This is a genomic window from Halpernia humi (assembly GCF_900108025.1).
Classification (GTDB): domain Bacteria; phylum Bacteroidota; class Bacteroidia; order Flavobacteriales; family Weeksellaceae; genus Halpernia; species Halpernia humi.
Genome location: NZ_FNUS01000006.1, coordinates 217827 through 237026, shown reverse-complemented (window position 1 = coordinate 237026; position 19200 = coordinate 217827). Strand labels below are relative to the sequence as shown.

General features: G+C 33.1%; 17 protein-coding genes and 1 pseudogene. 9 read left to right on the top strand and 9 right to left on the bottom strand.

Annotated features, from left to right (window positions below; genetic code table 11):
• Positions 1-6: 6 nt before the first annotated feature.
• The 4 genes and pseudogenes from C4S29_RS14690 to hutH form a co-directional block, all read right to left on the bottom strand.
• Complete coding sequence (locus tag C4S29_RS14690) at positions 7-234, bottom strand: hypothetical protein (protein ID WP_146063322.1); 228 nt, start codon at positions 232-234, stop codon at positions 7-9.
• Between the two features lie 376 nt (positions 235-610).
• The gene (gene menA / locus C4S29_RS12470) at positions 611-1534 is read right to left on the bottom strand and encodes a 1,4-dihydroxy-2-naphthoate octaprenyltransferase (RefSeq protein ID WP_103914427.1); all 924 of its coding nucleotides are present in this window, start codon (positions 1532-1534) and stop codon (positions 611-613) included.
• A gap of 91 nt (positions 1535-1625) precedes the next feature.
• Positions 1626-2465 (bottom strand): annotated as a pseudogene (locus C4S29_RS12465) (1,4-dihydroxy-2-naphthoyl-CoA synthase); the annotation flags it as partial.
• Positions 2466-2543: 78 nt separating this feature from the next.
• Complete coding sequence (gene hutH, locus C4S29_RS12460; protein ID WP_103914425.1) at positions 2544-4031, bottom strand: histidine ammonia-lyase; 1488 nt, start codon at positions 4029-4031, stop codon at positions 2544-2546.
• A gap of 830 nt (positions 4032-4861) precedes the next feature.
• Between hutH and tyrS the strand changes: the two genes are divergently transcribed.
• On the top strand, positions 4862-6157 hold the full coding sequence (gene tyrS / locus C4S29_RS12450; protein WP_103914423.1) for a tyrosine--tRNA ligase: 1296 nt from the start codon (positions 4862-4864) through the stop codon (positions 6155-6157).
• A gap of 20 nt (positions 6158-6177) precedes the next feature.
• Here the strand turns inward: tyrS and C4S29_RS12445 are convergent, their stop codons facing one another.
• Positions 6178-7065, bottom strand: coding sequence for a DUF72 domain-containing protein (locus C4S29_RS12445; RefSeq protein ID WP_103914422.1), 888 nt, complete (start codon positions 7063-7065; stop codon positions 6178-6180).
• Between the two features lie 129 nt (positions 7066-7194).
• Between C4S29_RS12445 and C4S29_RS12440 the strand changes: the two genes are divergently transcribed.
• The 3 genes from C4S29_RS12440 to C4S29_RS12430 are packed head-to-tail and all read left to right on the top strand — an operon-like array spanning position 7195 to position 8450.
• Entirely contained in the window at positions 7195-7560 is a 366-nt protein-coding gene (locus C4S29_RS12440; protein WP_146063321.1) for a hypothetical protein, read from the top strand.
• On the top strand, positions 7550-7966 hold the full coding sequence (locus tag C4S29_RS12435) for a helix-turn-helix domain-containing protein (protein ID WP_103914420.1): 417 nt from the start codon (positions 7550-7552) through the stop codon (positions 7964-7966). Before C4S29_RS12440 ends, C4S29_RS12435 begins: the two co-directional genes overlap by 11 nt.
• Position 7967: 1 nt before the next feature.
• Positions 7968-8450, top strand: coding sequence for a hypothetical protein (locus C4S29_RS12430; RefSeq protein ID WP_103914419.1), 483 nt, complete (start codon positions 7968-7970; stop codon positions 8448-8450).
• A gap of 27 nt (positions 8451-8477) precedes the next feature.
• On the opposite strand, the gene C4S29_RS12425 is transcribed toward C4S29_RS12430, so the two are convergent.
• The gene (locus C4S29_RS12425; RefSeq protein ID WP_394338672.1) at positions 8478-10232 is read right to left on the bottom strand and encodes a ribonucleoside-diphosphate reductase subunit alpha; all 1755 of its coding nucleotides are present in this window, start codon (positions 10230-10232) and stop codon (positions 8478-8480) included.
• Positions 10233-10724: 492 nt separating this feature from the next.
• Positions 10725-11699: a ribonucleotide-diphosphate reductase subunit beta gene (locus C4S29_RS12420; RefSeq protein ID WP_103914417.1), complete on the bottom strand. Its 975-nt coding sequence runs from the start codon at positions 11697-11699 to the stop codon at positions 10725-10727.
• Positions 11700-12122: 423 nt separating this feature from the next.
• Here C4S29_RS12420 and C4S29_RS12415 point away from each other — a divergent pair, with 423 nt between their 5' ends.
• The 4 genes from C4S29_RS12415 (at position 12123) to C4S29_RS12400 (ending at position 16633) form a co-directional block, all read left to right on the top strand.
• Positions 12123-12812: an ABC transporter ATP-binding protein gene (locus C4S29_RS12415; RefSeq protein WP_103914416.1), complete on the top strand. Its 690-nt coding sequence runs from the start codon at positions 12123-12125 to the stop codon at positions 12810-12812.
• A gap of 2 nt (positions 12813-12814) precedes the next feature.
• Positions 12815-14044: an ABC transporter permease gene (locus tag C4S29_RS12410; RefSeq protein WP_103914415.1), complete on the top strand. Its 1230-nt coding sequence runs from the start codon at positions 12815-12817 to the stop codon at positions 14042-14044.
• Positions 14045-14134: 90 nt separating this feature from the next.
• Entirely contained in the window at positions 14135-15403 is a 1269-nt protein-coding gene (locus C4S29_RS12405; RefSeq protein ID WP_103914449.1) for an ABC transporter permease, read from the top strand.
• Between the two features lie 27 nt (positions 15404-15430).
• Positions 15431-16633: an efflux RND transporter periplasmic adaptor subunit gene (locus C4S29_RS12400; RefSeq protein ID WP_103914414.1), complete on the top strand. Its 1203-nt coding sequence runs from the start codon at positions 15431-15433 to the stop codon at positions 16631-16633.
• Positions 16634-16720: 87 nt separating this feature from the next.
• Here C4S29_RS12400 and C4S29_RS12395 read toward each other — a convergent pair whose 3' ends face one another.
• The gene (locus C4S29_RS12395) at positions 16721-17203 is read right to left on the bottom strand and encodes a hypothetical protein (RefSeq protein WP_103914413.1); all 483 of its coding nucleotides are present in this window, start codon (positions 17201-17203) and stop codon (positions 16721-16723) included.
• Positions 17204-17388: 185 nt separating this feature from the next.
• Complete coding sequence (locus C4S29_RS12390) at positions 17389-18111, bottom strand: bacteriorhodopsin (protein ID WP_103914412.1); 723 nt, start codon at positions 18109-18111, stop codon at positions 17389-17391.
• A 157-nt stretch (positions 18112-18268) separates the two neighbouring features.
• Here C4S29_RS12390 and C4S29_RS12385 point away from each other — a divergent pair, with 157 nt between their 5' ends.
• Positions 18269-19138: a Brp/Blh family beta-carotene 15,15'-dioxygenase gene (locus C4S29_RS12385; RefSeq protein ID WP_233740548.1), complete on the top strand. Its 870-nt coding sequence runs from the start codon at positions 18269-18271 to the stop codon at positions 19136-19138.
• Positions 19139-19200 lie beyond the last annotated feature (62 nt).

Here is a 19200-nt window from a genome sequence, read left to right as displayed (position 1 = left end):
TTGAATTTATTTTCTATTGAATTTTATAAAATAATTTTTTCTTAATAATGTTTTGTAAATTTCTCCATTAAGAAGATTATTATGTTCGCTTTTATCTTTATTTCCATAAAGGTTATAATTGGAATAATAAAGCGTGTCTTTTTCTATAATGTATTGGTAAGTTCTTGAATCACCTTCATCAATAAAACTTTTTCTTTCAACTTTTTCAATTTTTTTCTTTAATAAAAAATCCAAGTTCGAATTTAATGAAAATTGAAACGACAAAAATATAAACATTGGAAGTAAGAATAAAAAAAACAAAAGAGCAATTAAAAGATTTGACAATTTAAAAATATATTTCTTTTCAAAAAGAGAATTGGTGATTAAAATAGAAGTCAAAAATGCTACTAAAATTAATAATAGATAGAAATTGTTATTATTAGAGTAATTTTTCTGATATAAAAAATCAAAATTCTGAAATGAATTATAGAAATCAAAATTTATTAAAGCAACTATTAAAATAATAATTACAAAAAGTAAAATTCTACTTGTTGATTGCCAAATGTTATTTTTAAAATCTAAAATCATGAATTAAATTTCGCTTCAATAAAAAATTTTATTTTTCTATTTTTTAATTAAAATAATTTAAACCAATCGCTACTAAAACGCTCATCATAAAAGTAATAATCCCGACTTGTTTTAAAAACTGATCGAGTTCATGAGGTTCTTTTACTTCCATTATTCGCCGTCTGATTGCCATTAAAGGTAAAATTAAGATGAAAAAGATAAACGCATAATAATGTGCTGTTTCATGTAATTTATTGATTAACATAAATGCAAGCATAATAATTAAAGGCAATTGCAGCAAAATAACTTCATAAACCATCGCTTTTTTGAAACCTAAACGCAGCGCTAACGTATGTTTCCCTGTTAAAGCGTCACTTTCAATATCACGCATATTATTTAAATTTAAAACCGCTGTGCTGAACAATCCAATCGCAGTTGCCGGTAATAAAATATCCCAAGAGAAAGATTTAGTGAACAGAAAATAACTGCCGCAAACCGAAACCAATCCAAAGAAAACAAAAACGAAAATATCGCCTAACCCCATGTAACCATAAGGTTTTTTACCAATTGTATAACCAATTGCCGCTAAAACACAAGCGATTCCCAAACCAATAAACAGGTAAAAAGAATTCATATAATCCGGCAAAAAAGCAACATATAAAAGTGCAACCGTCGCAATTAATGACAAAATCGAAAGCACGATTACGCCGTTTTTCATTTGATTTGCTGTGATATGTCCCGCGGCAACGGCTCTTGCCTCACCTTTTCGGTTTAGATCTGTCCCACGGATTCCGTCGCCGTAATCATTGGCGAAATTTGAAAGAATTTGGTACAAAAGCGTCACCAACATTGCCAAAGCAAAAATTTGCCAGTCCCAGGTTTTTCCGTCTAAATTCAAGCGCCATTTTGCGATATAAGAACCGAGAACAATTCCACTCATTGAAAGCGGCAAAGTGCGCAAACGTGCGGCTTTTATCCAATATTTCATTTAAAATAGATTTTAGATTTTAGATTTTAGATTTTAGATTTTTTAAACTTTTATAGTCTAACTTCTAAAATCTAATGTCTAATTTCTTAATTTAAGAGATCCAGTTATTTTTTCCAAAATCCGGTTTTCTTTTTTCTAAAAAGGCGTTTCTTCCTTCTTTGGCTTCGTCCGTCATATACGCCAAACGTGTTGCTTCGCCAGCAAAAACCTGTTGACCTACCATTCCATCGTCAGTTAAATTCATAGCGAATTTCAGCATTCTGATGGACATTGGCGATTTTGCTAAAATTTCCTGCGCCCATTCGTAAGCCGTATCTTCCAATTCTGCGTGTGGAATAACGGCATTCACCATTCCCATATCCGCGGCTTCCTGCGCCGTATAATTTCGGCCTAAAAAGAAAATTTCTCTTGCTTTTTTTTGTCCGACCATTTTTGCCAAATAAGCCGATCCATAACCGCCGTCAAAACTGGTGACATCCGCATCGGTTTGTTTAAAAATCGCATGTTCTTTACTTGCTAAAGTTAAATCGCAAACCACGTGAAGTGAATGTCCACCGCCAACTGCCCAACCCGGAACAACTGCGATCACCACTTTTGGCATAAATCTGATGAGTCTTTGAACTTCTAAAATATTTAATCTGTGTCTTCCATCTTCACCAACATAACCTTTTTCGCCGCGTGCATTTTGATCGCCGCCACTGCAAAAAGCCCATCCGCCATCTTTTTTACTCGGACCTTCGCCAGTAAGCAAAACTACGCCGACAGAAGAATCTTCCGAAACATGGTAAAAAGCATCATATAATTCTGAGGTGGTTTTGGGGCGAAATGCGTTGCGAACTTCCGGGCGGTTTATTGCAATTCTGGCAACACCATTACATTTTTTGTACGTAATATCATCATATTCTTTTACAGTTTCCCAGTTTATCATGCTAAAAAAATTTTGCCGTAAAGATAGTTGTTATAAGTAAAAAGGCAAAAGTAAAAGGTGAAATATATAAAATAGAAATTTTTAATTAGCCTGAAATTTTCTTTCTCTAATTAAATCAGCAATTGCTAAAATATCTTCGCCAATTAAGCGGTCATTGGTTAATTTAGAAACTTTTGTTCGGATTAAATCGTAAGCGTCTTCTACAAATTTCGTGCATTTCGCAGGTCTTCTAAATTCCAAACCTTGAGCGCCAAACATCAACTCTACGGCTAAAATATTCTCTAAATTCCCTAAAACCTGATTAAATTTTCTTCCCGAAATACTTCCCATAGAAACGTGATCTTCCTGCCCTAAACTTGTCGGAATTGAATCTGCAGAAGCCGGAAAACAAAGCGATTTATTTTCGGAAACCAAGGCCGCAGTTGTATATTGTGGAATCATATAGCCGGAATTTAAGCCGCTGCTTTCCACTAATAATTTCGGTAAACCATATTTTCCTTCTAAAAGTAGATAACTTCTTCTATCAGAAATATTTCCTAATTCTGCCGCCGCCAAAGTCGCGTAATCTAGAGGCATTGCTAAAAGTTGCCCGTGAAAATTTCCACCAGAAATGGCTTCTTCATCAGAAATAACGATTGGATTATCGGTTACAGAATTAAGTTCAATTTCTGTTAATTTTTTTAAATGTTCGAAAGCATTTCTACTTGCGCCGTGAACTTGCGGCACGCAACGCATAGAATAGGGATCTTGCACTCGATCACAAAATTCGTGGGCATCAAGATTTTCAGAATTTTTTAAAAATTTCCGCATTCTGGAAGCGACTTTTTTGCTTCCGTCAAATGGACGAATTTCGTGCAATTCTTTCTTGTAAGGACTTGCAGAACCGCGGTACGCTTCCAAACTCAATGCTGCGGTTAAATCTGCCAAATCCAGTAAATATTCAAATTTTTCTAAACCTAAAATGGAATGGGCTAAAATAAACTGTGTTCCGTTAATTAAACCCAAACCTTCTTTTGGGCCGAGAATTAAAGGCTCGATATTGTATTTTTCTAAAACTTCTTTTGTCGGAACAGCAACATCATTTTGCCAGACTTTCCCCAAACCTAAAAGTGGTAAAACCATATGCGCCAAAGGTGCCAAATCACCAGAAGCACCTACTGAACCTTGTTCTGGAATTAGCGGAATAATATCTTTTTCTACCATTAAAATCAAACGTTCCACCAATTCTAAGGAAACTCCCGAAAAACCTTTTGAAAGCGCATGAATTTTCGCGACCATCATTATTTTTGAGAGTTTTTTTGAAATTGGTTTTCCAACGCCGACGGCGTGAGAAATAATTAAATTATGTTGTAAATGTTCGGTTTCTTCTTCAGAAATTTTGGTATCGCACAAAGGACCAAAACCTGTATTTATACCGTAAACCGTTCTATCTGAAGCAATTATTTTCTTTACGTTTTCTGCAGAATCTGTGATTTGTTTTTTTGCTTTTGCGTTTAATTTTGCGATTTTCGGATTTTCAACAATTGTTAAAATGTCTTCAATTGAAAAATAATCTAGGCCGTAATTCATGAGGAAAAATTTTTTTCTAAAAGTACGGAATTAAATAATTTTAAAAATTACTGTTTGATTAAAATTACATATAATTTTTTTGAAATTTATTTCGCCACTTTGTGGCTTTTTTTATTTCTTTATTTTTTCATAGGGTTTCACCCTATGCTATTTTATTTCACCACTTCGTGGCTTTGAAAGTTTTTATGTCTTTTTAAAACAAAACAGCATTTTGTCATTCCGTAGGAATCTCAACGACTTAGATTCCTACGGAATGACAAAAAACCTATAAATTTGAATTATTAGAAATTATTGATAATTACAAAATTTTATTAAAGTATAATTATGAGCGATTTAGCAATTGGTTTAATATTTAGTTTAGCAACAATTTTAATTGGTGTGATTTGTTTTTTTTCTTTTTAAATAGCATAAAAGAATTTAAAACATCAAAATATAATCCACTTAAAGATAAAGGTACAAATTTTGAAAAAGCAATGAATATTAATTCTTTTATGAACTCTTATCTTGGTTTTACAATAGGAATTATTCTAATAATATTTGGTATTTATGTTCTATTTGCAACAATTTTTTCATCTTTCTAAAATTTAATTAATCTTTCAAAGAACTTCCTTTCTTCTTTTCTTTCACTTAATTATTATAAAATACATTGCAGCCCGACTTGAGTGGAAATCCCCGCCGCGGCGGGATTGGGAACGGAAGGCGGAAATGTCTGCCCAAAGTAAAAATAATCTTAACATTAAGATTTATGAAGGAATTAAGTTTATTAAGTTTGGGACAAATGTTAGTAAAAACGAATTTTATATTTATTTTTGCAACTTAAATTTACGAAAATGAACGCTTTTATTGAAGAACTGAAATGGCGCGGTTTGTACGCCGATTCTATGCCCGGAACTGAAAAACAATTGGATAAGGAAATGACGACGGGTTATATCGGGTTTGATCCGACGGCAGATTCTCTTCATATCGGTAGTTTGATTCAGATAAAAATTTTAGCGCATTTTCAACAGCACGGGCATAAACCGATTGCTTTGGTCGGCGGTGCGACGGGAATGATTGGCGATCCAAGTGGGAAATCTAACGAGAGAAATCTCTTGGATGAAGCGACTTTGAACCATTATGTTTCTTGTTTGAAAGGGCAATTGTCGCAGTTTTTGAATTTTGACGGAAATGAAGCGAACAAAGCAGAATTGGTGAACAATTTTGACTGGATCAAAAATATTTCTTTTTTGGATTTTGTGCGTGATATCGGGAAAAATCTAACCGTCAATTACATGATGGCGAAGGAATCTGTGAAGAAAAGACTGACCGGCGAAAATGGCGCGGAAGGCATGAGTTTCACGGAATTTACGTATCAACTTCTTCAAGGTTTTGACTTTTTACATCTTTACCAAAACAATAACGTAAAACTCCAAATGGGCGGAACCGATCAATGGGGAAATATCACGACTGGGACTGAATTGATCAGAAGAAAAGTGCAAGGTGAAGCATTTGCTTTGACCGTAAATTTAATTACAAAATCTGACGGTTCTAAATTTGGAAAAAGTGAAGCCGGCGAAAATTATTGGCTTGATCCGAAGAAAACTTCACCTTATAAATTTTACCAGTTTTGGGTAAATTCTACTGATGAAGATGCGGAAAGATTTATTAAATATTATACTTTTTTGTCGGAAGAAACAATCAATGATTTAATAAAAACGCACAGAGAAGCGCCGCACGAAAGACAATTGCAGAAGAAATTAGGGGAAGAAGTGACGGTTTGGGTTCATGGAAAAGAGGAATTTGAAAAAGCCGTGAAAGCCTCCAATATTCTTTTTGGAAAATCTACGGCGGAAGATTTAGTGGCTTTGGATGAAGCGACTTTTCTGGAAATTTTTAGCGGTGTGCCGCAGAAAGAAATTTCTAAAAGCGAAATTCTTTCGGGAAATATTGTCGATTTATTATCCGAACAAAGTGGTTTTTTAAAATCTAAAGGTGAAGCGCGACGCGATTTTGCGGGCAACGCCATTTCTTTAAATAAAGAAAAAATTACTGAAGATTACCAGATTACTGAGAAAGATTTTGTGGATCATCAGTTTTTGTTGCTTCAGAAAGGCAAGAAGAATTATTTTATTGTGAAAGGGATTTAGGCTGAGATTTAGGTTTAGGTTTAAAAAAGGGTTGGATTTTCATCTGCCAATTTTGGAATATGAAGTTCGGTGCCAATTTCTTTGTTTAATTTCTCAATAAAATAAGCAGAAAGTAACGGCGAGGCTTTCTCAATATTCTGATGCACAAAGAAATAAAAGTTTTCTAAACCTTCTTGTTTCCAAAGTTTTATGCGTTCAACCCAGTCGTCCAAACGCTCATAATCACTTTTGTCATTGGCACCAACATAACGAATAAAAGTAGAATTTGTGGTTAGTCTCATGTGAAGCATATCTCTTCTTCCCGCTGTATCGACGATGATATTTGTGATATTATTTTCCTCGAAAAGTTCCATGGTTTGGTTAAAAATTTCCTCGTCCGCAAACCATTCTTCATTTCGTAATTCAACTGCGAGAAGCACTTCTTTCGGCCAGTTTTTAATAAATTCTTCGAGTCTTTCCGAATCTTTTGGTTTAAAATTATCATGAAGTTGCAGAAAAGCCATTCCCAGTTTTTCGTCAAAATTTAAAACCGACGTCGCAAACTGCGTTACGACATCTGTAATATTCAAAAGTCTTCTAAAATGCGAAACGGTATTGGTGATTTTCGGGAAAAATTTAAAATCTTTCGGCGTTTTATCCCGCCATGTTTCAACCTGAGTTGGCGAAGGCAAACTATAGAAAGTCGCATTCAACTCAATAGAATTAAATTGCGTCGCGTAATAAGTCAATTCGTCTTTCGTCCCTTTTGGGTAAAATCCTTTCAAATCGGTTTTGTTCCACTTGGCGCAACCCACAAAAGCGTGAAATTTTTTGGATTTATTTTCCTTTAAAATTTCTTTGGTTCTTGGATGATCTTTTGGTAGTGTAAAATCAATTTCTGAAGGATCTGGGACTTGTCCGAATTTCATAAATATTACAAATATAATTTGAGTAAATATAAAAAAATTGTTCCATTTTTTATACTTTTGTTAAATACATTATTTAAAAATAATAAAGTTAAGTTATAACTAAACATATTGAAAAAATATTCTATATCTTTGTCCGACAAAATTCAACAGAGTTCAACTAAAGTTTTTGAATTATGTAAAAATGATAAAAATGAATTTGATAACTTTTTTAATATAATTGAAAAGGAAGGCACTCACTTCGGCTATTTATCTGCCGCTTTGAGAATATTACAAGATACGAGTAACAATACCAATTTAAGAGGAAGTAATAAAATAAGATTATTAGATACAATTGGAAACTGTAAACTTTACGAAGTAAAGAAAGACATTTTAAGAATTTATTTTTTTAAAGATGAAAATGGTAGAATAATTGTTACTGGCGGTAAAAAAAATGATCAAGATAAAGATATATCAAGAGTTAAAAAAATTATAAAAGATTATTTAAATGAGCAATAAAAACCTCGAAAAAGTTTTAAATCAACCGATGTATTGGGTTGAAGAAATTAACGGTTTAATTTACAATGCTTTATTAAACTATAAAAAGGAGAACAAAATAAAGAGTAATACGGAATTAGCAAAAGTTTTAGGGATTTCTAAGTCTCGAGTTTCCCAAATAATTAATGATAATGAAGTAAATTATTCTTTAGAAAAACTTTTTGAAATTTGCTTTAAAATCAATGTTTTTCCAAAATTAATTTTCCAAAATAAAATAGACGCTTTTAATACTATTTTAGATAATAATTCCAATCTTACGTTTGAATTGAATCAATTTTCAAATGAAATTGAGATTGATAAAATTAATAAATGTAAAATTATTCCATTAAATCCAAATTTTCAATTAGATTTAGTTTTAAGTCAATAAAATGAAAAAAGAAAAAGAAAAAGAGAAAAAGATTGGTTTTAAAATTATAAAAATTCAGACTCTGGAATTTAGTTTTAAAGAAGTCGAAAATAATATTATTGAAAATCTTTTTTTTGAAAACAACCCAATAAAAATCAATATTAATTTTAATATTAATATCGATAAGGATAAATCTGAAATCACATTTGATGTTAATAGTTTTCTGCCAGAAACAACGGAAAATAATTATGTGACCCATTCAGGAAGAACTTCTTTTAAAATCGTGGGATTAGATGATTGTTATGAACCCGAAAATGATACATTTCAATTACCTGATAATTTTATGATTCAACTTTTAAGTATTTCTTTTTCACATTGTAGAGCACTTCTTTCAGTTGAGTTGAGCAGCACAAACTTTAAGGATAAATATTTTCTACCTATAATTGATCCTGCAGCAGTATTTAATAGTACTAAGCAAAATATTAATACTAAAAAAAAGTCCTAATTTAAATTAGGACTTTTTATAATTTTTCTAAGCCTCACAAGCACTACAAGTCACAAAATTCACCATCATTTCCTTGGAAACGGAAGAACTTCTTTGGTAATACAAAGTTTTCACGCCTTTTTTCCAAGCTTCAATATAAAGGTAATTTACATCTTTTACAGGCATCGTTGCGGGAATATTCAAATTCAAACTTTGAGCCTGATCAATATACTGCTGTCTTTGCGCCGCCTGAGAAATAACTTCCATTGGTGAAATTTCTTTAAAGGTTTTAAAAACCAATTTTTCTTCGTCCGTCAATTCATTCAGATGCTGCACAGAACCGTGGTTCAGCATGATTGTGCGCCACGTTTCTTCATTATCTAACCCTTTTTCCTGAAGTAATTTGGCTAAATATTTATTCTTACGCATAAAATTACCTTTCGCCAAACCGGCTTTGTAATAATTGGATGCAAAAGGCTCTATTCCTGGTGAAGTTTGTCCTAAAATTGCCGAACTAGAAGTCGTTGGTGCAATTGCCATCACCGTTGTGTTACGCATTTCGTAACCCTTTAACAATTCGGGTTCGCCATAAATATTGGCTAATTCTCTACTTGCAATATCGGCTTCGGAACGGATGTGTTTAAAGGCTCTTGCATTAAACTGTGTCGCTTCAAAACTTTCAAACGGAATATTATTTTTCTGTAAATAAGAATGGTAACCCAAAACGCCCAAACCTAATGCTCTATGTCTTAATGCAAAATTTCTTGCACCTTGCAAGTAGTAATTTCCTTCAGTTTTTTCTATAAATTCAGACAAAACAGCATCCAAGAAATAAATCGCCAATTTCACAGCGTTTGTATCTTTCCATTCTTCGTATAATTCTAAATTCATAGAAGAAAGACAGCATATAAAAGATTCTTCGGCTGTGGAAGGCAACATAATTTCCGAGCAAAGATTACTCGCATTTACCGTTAAACCTAAATCTTTGTAAACCTGCGGTTTATTTCTGTTCACATTATCGGAAAACAAAATATACGGCAAACCTTTCTGTTGGCGACTTTCCAGAACTCGTGCCCAGATTTTTCTTTTGTCGATGTCGCCATCGATCATGTCTTGCATCCAATAATCAGGCACACAAATTCCCGTAAATAAATTCTGGATTGGACTTCCAATATCTTTTATCGATAAAAACTCTTCAATATCGCCGTGGTCAATATCCAGATAAGCCGCAAAAGCGCCTCTACGAACTCCACCTTGCGACACCACGTCCATCGCCGTGTCATATAATTTCATAAAAGAAACCGCGCCGGAAGATTTTCCGTTGTCCGTCACCGCCGTTCCTCTGTTTCTCAATTCGCCAAAATAGCCCGAAGTTCCGCCACCAATTTTGGTTTGCATAATCACTTCGCCCAATTTGTGCGTAATTCCTTCAATATTATCGGGAATATGAACGTTGAAACACGAGATCGGCAAACCGCGTTCAGTTCCCATATTTGCCCAAACTGGCGAAGAAAAACTGATCCAACCTTTTCTGATCATTTCTTCAAAGGCAGGTTGCAGTTCCGGTTTGTAAAGTCTTTTTGCCGCTGCGCCGGTAATTCTTAAAATCGCGCCGTCAACTGTTTCTCCTTTCAGCAAATAGCCGCGGTTCAGCATTTGCTCCGACTCTTCGTTTAACCACCAAATTTCCTTTTTTTCTTCCATAGTATATTTTTTGTCATTGCTGTCATTGCGAGGAACGAAGCAATCCGTTGTTTTTATAATTGTCTTTATTTGTAGCAGAAAATTCCCGCTTCTTTTCATTAGTCTTCCCGCTTTCCACTATATCTTTTTTGCCGCTTCTCCGCCTTTGGCGGATCGCGCCAAAAAAGGATGCCGTTCCAATCGGGGCTAGAAAGTTAGTTTCGTTTTTTCTTTGACTGCTTTTTGTAATTGCTAGACACGTAGTAATTTTTCAAATTAACTTTAATCAACCTTTTCAGGGTTAAATCTCTATTCTAATTTTGTCATTCCGTAGGAATCTAAGCGCTTAGATTCCTACGGAATGACAAAGAAAATTCTAAATTACTATCTAAAAATACTGCTTCTAGTCAATTTAAAATCCTGCTTTTCAATTGCCACGCCTTTTAGAGCATGTTATAAATATCAATCTAAAAATAGCTTTAGCTAAAACTTATTTTTATATTTCGGCTAAAGCCAATTCATTTTTTCAATCTTTAAAACGGGCTAAAGCCCGTTCCTATTGATTATTAATTTTTTTATCTTGATTCTTGGCTCTTTAATCTTGTTCCTTAATTAAAACAAATCGTTCGCCGTAATACTTTTATCGTGTTTTGTATAATCTGTCGGTCTTTTGGCAAAGAAATCGTCCATAGAATTTGCGAAAACTTCCTCTTCAAACCACACCATCGGACGGTATTGTTCCGGCGTGATGTTGTAGCGCGTTTTCATACCGATTTTTTTCAAACTGTCGTCAACGCGGTATTTCATGAAATTATAAAGATCTTCTTTGGAAATATTATCAATTTCACCCATTTCAAAAATCCAGTCTAATAATTTCGCTTCCAACTCAACCGATTGATCGACCAAAGTGTAAATGTCTTCAATGTCAGAATCTGTCAATAAATCCGGTTGTTCTTCACGAATTTTATTAATTAAATAAATTCCAGCATTGGCGTGGATTTGCTCATCAACTGAAGTCCAACCAATTACGTTGGAAACGTTTTTTAAATATCCTTTAAATCTTGTGAACGATAAAATAATCGCAAACTGGCTAAAAAGTGACACGTTTTCAATTAAAATACTGAAAAGCAACAATGAAGAAACGTATTCTTTCGGTGACGTAGAATTTGAAAATTTCAACACATTTCCAAGAAATTCAATACGCTCTTTTACGGCTGGAACTTTTACCACAGAAGTAAAATCTTCATTGTAACCTAAGACTTCCAACAATCTAGAATAGGCTTCACTGTGGCGAAATTCACATTCTGCAAAGGTAGAACCCAAACCGTTAAATTCTGGTTTTGGTAAATGCGTGTAAAGATTCCCCCAAAATGTTTTTACGGAAACTTCGATTTGTGCGATTGCTAAAAGTGAATTTTTGATTGCATTTTTTTCGTGCAAATCTAATTGTGAATGAAAATCTTGGATATCTGCTGTAAAATCTACTTCAGAGTGTACCCAAAAAGACTTGTTGATAGCATCGGTGAACTGTAAAACTTCAGGATACTCAAATGGTTTGTAACTAACTCTTTTGTCGAAAATGCCCATAGATTATTAACTTTTAGAAGTGAAATATTTTAAAACACTTACCAAATTCACGAAAAACATCTAAGTTATTAGTTATCAAATTTTTAAAAAATAAAATTTTAGAATATTTTTTTCCTTTGGTCGTGCTTACAAAAGTAGAAATTGAAAGCCGAAAAAGAAAATGAAAAAGACGCAATTCTGTTAAAATTTTGGTTTTTAAGCCCAAAAGTTATCCACAATTACACAGACTTGCGACTATTGTGAGATTACACAAAACAGGAGCAATAAAAGCGGTTTTTACACAAAAAAAAATTAAACATAAAAAAATTTTTCTCGTATTAAAAGACCTTTAAAACTAAACATATCTTTATTAAAAATGAACTATAAAATCTGTAACAATTTTTAAAATAAAACTACTAATTCAAAAAATCAAAATCTCACTTAATGTTAGTAATTAAAGACCTTCGCAAATCTTATGACATCGGCAAAAGTAAATTGCTGGTTTTAAAAGGAATAGATTTAAGTATTGACGAAGGAGAATTTGTTTCCATCATGGGTTCGTCTGGAAGCGGGAAATCTACTTTGCTTAATATAATTGGAATTTTGGATGAAAAAGATTCTGGAACTTACGAACTTGATGGCTACCAAATTGAAGATTTAACAGAAATAAAAGCGGCAGAATACCGAAGCAAATTTTTAGGATTTATATTCCAATCTTTCAACTTGATTGGCTACAAAAATGCCTTGGAAAATGTAGCACTTCCACTCTATTACCAAAATGTACCAAGAAAAGAACGCAACAAACGCGCTTTAGAATATTTAGAAAAAGTAGGTTTAGCGCAATGGGCAATGCATCTACCAAACGAACTTTCCGGTGGACAAAAACAACGGGTTGCAATTGCAAGGGCTTTGGTTACAAATCCAAAAGTAATTTTGGCGGATGAACCAACTGGTGCTTTAGACTCCCAAACAACCTTTGATATTATGAAATTGCTACAAGAAATTAATAACGAAGGCAAAACAATTATCGTGGTTACACACGAACCAGACGTGGCGGCAGAAACCAAAAGAAATGTAATTTTGAAAGACGGCGTTATAGAAAGTGATGAATTTATTACCCAAAGAATTTTATAAACATGTTTGATATTGACCGATGGAGAGAAATTTTTGAATCCATCCGCAGTAATGTTTTGCGGACGGTTCTCTCGGGCTTTACAGTGGCTTTGGGATTGTTTATTTTCATTGTCTTATTCGGCATTGGAAATGGTTTAAAGAGTGCTTTTTCGGAAGGATTTACACGAGGTGCAACTAATTTAATTTCGATTTTTACCGGTAGAACAACTATCGCATTTGATGGTTTACAAAGCGATCGACAAGTAAGTTTGCAAAATAGCAATTATGAAAATGTCATAAAAACTAACCCTGACAATGTGCAATATTCTACACCCAATTACAGCGCAAATATGCTCGTGAAATACGGCAAAGAAAGTGGAAATTATCAAATAAACGGTGCAAATCCTGATGATCTTTACGTAAAAGATGAAACCGTTTTAGACGGGCGTTTCTTAAATGCAAATGATGTAGATCAAAAGCAAAAAGTGGCTGTAATTGGCAGAATGGTGCAGCGCGATTTAATAAAAAATGGCAGCCCAATTGGCAAAAATCTAGATATGAATGGCACTTTTTTTAAAGTAATTGGTGTTTTTTCTGATGATGCTGGAGATTTTGCTGAGCGAAGAATTACCGTTCCAATTACAACGCTTCAGCAATTAAAAAAAGGGTCAGATACAATAAGCCAAATTTCTTTAACGTATAATCCTAATCTGTCGCCCGCAGAGGCCATAAAATATAGTGATAAATTAGAAAAAGATTTGAAAAAAAATCTGAAAGTGTCGCCCGATGACGAAAGTGCAGTTACCGTTAGAAATAATGCGAAAAATATGCAAAATACCTTTCAATTTTTATTAATCATTACTTTAATCGTTGGTTTCATCGGCTTAGGAACTTTACTTGCAGGAATAATCGGTATTAGTAACATCATGGTTTACATCGTGAAAGAACGGACAAAAGAAATTGGCGTGCGGAAAGCGATTGGCGCAAAACCAAGAGCAATTGTTGGTTTAATTATTCAAGAAAGTGTTGTAATAACTGTAATTTCAGGAATTATTGGTGTTGGTTTAGGAATTTTAACTTTAAATTTAATCGGCGATAGTTTAGAAAAATATTTTATAAAAGATCCCTCTGTTGGTTGGGGTTTAATACTTGTTGCCTTCGTTTGTTTAGTTTTTGCAGGATTAATTGCTGGATTTGTTCCCGCTTTCAGAGCCAGTAAAATAAAACCAATTGAAGCATTGCGAACAGAATAAATTGAGAAGCAAGATAAAAGAGCCAAGATTTAATTTTTCTTTTGAAACTTGATCCTGATATCTTAATTCTTGGTTTTAAAAAAGAATGAAATGAACATCATATTTAAAATAGACACTTGGCAAGAAATTTATCATTCTTTAAGGAATAATAAACTTCGTACATTTCTCACCATGATCGGCGTTGGTTGGGGTATGTTTCTATTTGTATCGCTTTTAGGCGCCGCAAAAGGAATGCAAAATGGCTTCGATAAAGCCTTTGCAGGAACGGCAACTAATTCTATTTTTCTTTGGGCACAAAACACCACAATTCCTTATGACGGTTTCCCAAAAGGTAGAAAAATGGATTTGCACTTGCCAGATATTCAGGTTTTAGAGAAAAAAATTCCTGAAATTGATTTTATATCACCGCAAACTTCTCGTGGGAATTTTGGCAGCGCTGGAGTTCAATTTTCTAAAGATGGCAAAAATGCCACTTATACATTAAATGGAGATTATCCTGTTGGAAATAAAATTTCAGAGAAAACATTAATATATGGCCGATATATCAATGACGCCGATATCTCTGGTAATAAAAAAGTAGCGGTAATTGGAGAAGAAATATATAAAAACTTCTTTGACGCGAAAAAAAATGAAAACCCAATCGGAAAAACAATCACAATAAAAGGCTCTTTTTTTAATGTAATTGGTGTTTTCAGAGTGAAAAGACAAGGTGGCATGATGAGTGACAATGCCGCTTATATACCTTTTACCACGTTTACAAAAATGTATAATGATGGTGATAAAGTAGGTTATTTTGCAATAGTAGGAAAAAGTAATGCCAATTTGAAAACTTTGGAAGACACTGTAAAAGACGTATTAAAAGCAAAATACAACGTTTCACCAGACGATTCTAATGCATTTGGGAGTTTTAATTTTGGAACAATGTTTAGCAAATTAACAGGTTTCCTCACTGGAATGCAATTATTGACAATCATTGTAGGAACCCTTACAATTTTAGCAGGCGTGATTGCTATATCAAATATTTTATTAATTACCGTAAAAGAAAGAACCAAAGAAATCGGAATTCGGCGTGCTTTAGGCGCAAAACCAGCAGAAGTTAGAAACCAGATTTTATTAGAAAGCGTCGTCATCACAATAACTTCCGGACTTTTGGGATTTATTTTCGGGATTTTTCTTTTAATGATTTTAAATAATTTAACTGCAGGCCAAGATAAATTCCCATTTTATAACCCAACCGTTAATTATGGCCAAGTTTTCGCTGCGATGGGCGTGATGGTTTTACTTGGATTAGTAATCGGGATGATTCCTGCACAAAGAGCCGTGAAAATTCGGCCAATAGAAGCTTTAAGAACAGAATAAAATTAAATAAACTACAGAATTAGACATATGGAAAAGAAAAAATTCACAGCAAAAAAAATCATTTATTCGATTTTAGGATTGCTATTTTTGCTACTATTAATAATGGGAATACGTTATTTAATAAACTCAAACGCCGCTAAAAGTGACCAATTTCTCACGAAAAAACCCTTCGTTCAAAATATGGATGATAAGGTTTTGGCCACTGGCGACATCGTTCCGCGTGAGGAAATTGAAATTAAACCAAATACCGCCGGAATTATTGATAAAATTTTAGTGAAAGAAGGTGATAAAGTAACTGTTGGCCAACTAATTGCAACTTTAAAAATTGTTCCCAACGTTTCTGCAATAAATGATGCACAACAACAAATTCAAAATTCTCAATTGCAAATTAGCAATGCGAAAATGAATATGGACAACCAACAGAAACAATTTGATATGCAGCAAAAATTGTTTTCGCAAGGGGTAATTTCTAAACAAGAATACATCACCTCTCAGCAGCAATTGGCTTCTACCCAACAAGCGTATAAAAATGCGTTACAACAATTAAGCACCGCACAAAAGCAATTGCAAATTGTGAGAACAGGTTCTACACCAGAATTACAAGGTTTGGCAAATACGCAAATTCGCTCAAAAGCAACAGGAACAGTTTTAGAAGTTCCCGTGAAAGTTGGAAGCCAAGTGATAGAAGCCAATTCTTTCAATGCAGGAACAACCATTTGCTCGGTTGCAGATCTAAATTCTTTACAATTTAAAGGTACAATTGATGAAGCACAAGCCGGAAAATTAAAAGAAGGCATGGAAATGAATATCGTGATTGGTGCATTGCAAAACCAAAGTTTCAAGGGGAAAGTGACTTTAATTGCGCCTAAAGGAACAGACACTAATGGAACGATAAAATTTAACATCGAAGGCGATGTTTACAACGATAAAAATGTTTACATCAGAGCGGGCTATTCTGCAAATGGTGAAATTATTTTAAGTTCACAAAAAAATGCTTTGCTATTAGATGAAGCCTTAATTCAATATGAAAAAGTGAAAGGACAAGATACGCCTTACGTAGAAGTGAAACAGAAAGATGGAAAATTCAAAAAAGTCTATGTAAAATTGGGCGCTTCAGATGGCATCAATGTTCAGATACTTTCTGGGATTACGAAAAATGATGAAATAAAAGTTTGGAATCCTTCAGATAAAGACAAAGAAGCGTTGAAAGCGCAACAAGAAAAATCTTAATTTTTTCTTTTTTAAATAAAATTTGGCGGACTACAGTTCGCCTTTTTTTTGGTCAATTTTTGAAATTTAATATTTAAAAATGATTGGCTAAGAAATGAAAACTCCAGCAGAATATTTTGTGTTTTTTTTCCACTTTAGCAAATCTATCATATCAAACCAAAGTTGAAATTTGTATTGATTATTAATTTTTAAAACTTTATTTACAAGAAATAGGTCTTTTATATTAAATATGTAAATCTTTGATTCATTAGGTTTTAAAATATCAAATCTTCCTTTGTAATAAAGAAAACAAACCTCGGTTTGTGTGTTTGCGATTTTTACAAAAACTTTAGAATCTACATCAAAAACCTCTGTATTTTTTGCCTGAACTCTCATTCCACTAAAGGTTTTTGCTACTTTTATTTTCTCGTTTGATTTATTTGTAACAATTAAATCGAAGGTTTTTAATTGGTTTAAATTTTCTGTGTTTAGTTTGTATTCCAGTTTACATGTTGGGAATTCATAATCTTCATCGTTTTGCGAAAAAAGAAATTGTGAAGAAAGTAGAACAAATAAAAGTATTATTTTCATTTCATTAAAATTATATCTTCTAAAATTAGCAAAATTTTTCTTTTGAAAACTACTTTGCGCCCCGACTTGAGTGAAGCTCTCCGCCGCGGCGGAAGCGGGAACGGAAGGCGGATAAAGGCGCCCAAATAAAACAAAAAAAAACCGACTCCATTTAAGAAGTCGGTTTTATAAATTTTGATAGAAAATTATGTGGTTTGTTTTGTAGCTAAAGTGTAAACTACTAAACCGAAGCCAATTTTGTTGATAGCATCTGCAATGTTATAAGCAACATCTACACTACCTGAACCCAAAATGCTTGTGTACCATCCATCAGTTCCTAACATATATCCTAATGGATAAATTGCCCAACCAACTAGAACGAACCAGCATAAGATTTTGTGTGATGCTAATACATCTCCACCTGCTGCTTTGGCAAGTTTTGCGGCGCTTCCCATCCAAATTTCATAAACAATTACGAAATAAAATGCGCCAGAAATAGCACCCCAAAGCGCTGCTGAACCACTGAAAACAGTTTCACCCAAATAACCGGTAACTAACATCCCTAAAGAGAGGACAATCATTTTTACCAGTAAATCTTTTTTTGCACCTGCAACTTTTAAGATTAAATAAAATTCAACACACATTAATGGAACTGTTAATACCCAATCCACATAACGGAAGAACGTTGGCGATTCATGCACGTCAATCCAGTATTGTTTCATGTAAAAATAATGAACCGCAGCGATGAAGGTAATTAAACCCGAAATGAGCACAGAAGTACGCCATTTTTTATCGAATTGGTTTAGAGATAAAAAGAAAAAAGCTGATGCGCCCATCATAGCCATAGCGCCTACAAAAAAGGTAAATCCAACGTAATCGTCAGATGCCATTTTGACCATCGTGGTGGTCATTAAGGTTAAAGTTTGCATAATAATTTATAAATTTATTAGGTTAATGTGGTGTAAATTTAGTAAAACTTTTTATTATATTTACATATTAATAAAAATACTTTACTTTTTTATTTTAGTTTCATATTTTAAATAATATCATCATCTTTATTAAATGAAAAATAGGAACTTCAAAATAGTGATTAGCTTTTTTTGCATTTGGCTTACAACTTTACTATCAAAGGAATTTCAAAATATTTCTGCATTTATTTTGATCTTGAGTTTCGGCATTCTTCATGGCGCAAATGATATTGTGTTACTCAATAAAATTAAAAACGTAAATAAAAAATCAGCATTACTAAAATTTTTGTTTGGCTACATCTCTGTCGTTTTATTTACGGTGATGCTCTTTTACTTTTTACCGGAAATAGCGCTTTTCGCTTTTATCATTATTAGTGCTTTTCATTTTGGCGAGCAACATTGGACGGGAAAATTTCTTAAAAAAACACTAATTGTTAAAAGTTTCTTTTTCACTTACGGTTTTTTTATACTTTTTTTGCTCTTCTACTTTCATCAAATTGAAGTCACAGATATTATCTTGAAAATCACAAACTTCAAAATCCCAGAAGAATTTATAACCATTCCATTTTTTATATCTTTAGTTTTACTCATTTTAGAGGGAATTTATTTTGTTGCTACAAATTCAAATTTTAAGAAAATTGCCATATTAGAAGTATTCCATCTATTAGTTTTTGCCTTAATTTTTAAGATCACTGGCTTAATGTGGGGATTTGCGATTTATTTTATTTTCTGGCACAGCATTCCATCAATGATTGATCAAGTTCAATATTTGTATGGCAGTTGGGATTGGAATCATTTTTTTAAATATTGTAAATCTGCATTTTGGTTTTGGCTAATTTCAATTTTTGGGATTTCAGTTTTATATTTCATATTTAAAGATGAAAAACTTTTTGATGCCATGTTTTTTGCATTTTTAGCGGCAATCACAGTTCCGCACGTTTGGGTAATCATCAACATGTTTGGGACAAAAAAAGAAAGCGAAAATTAAAGATCTATTATTTTGAATTTTTAATAGTTGCCAAAATTCTATCCATTTAAAAAACTAAATTC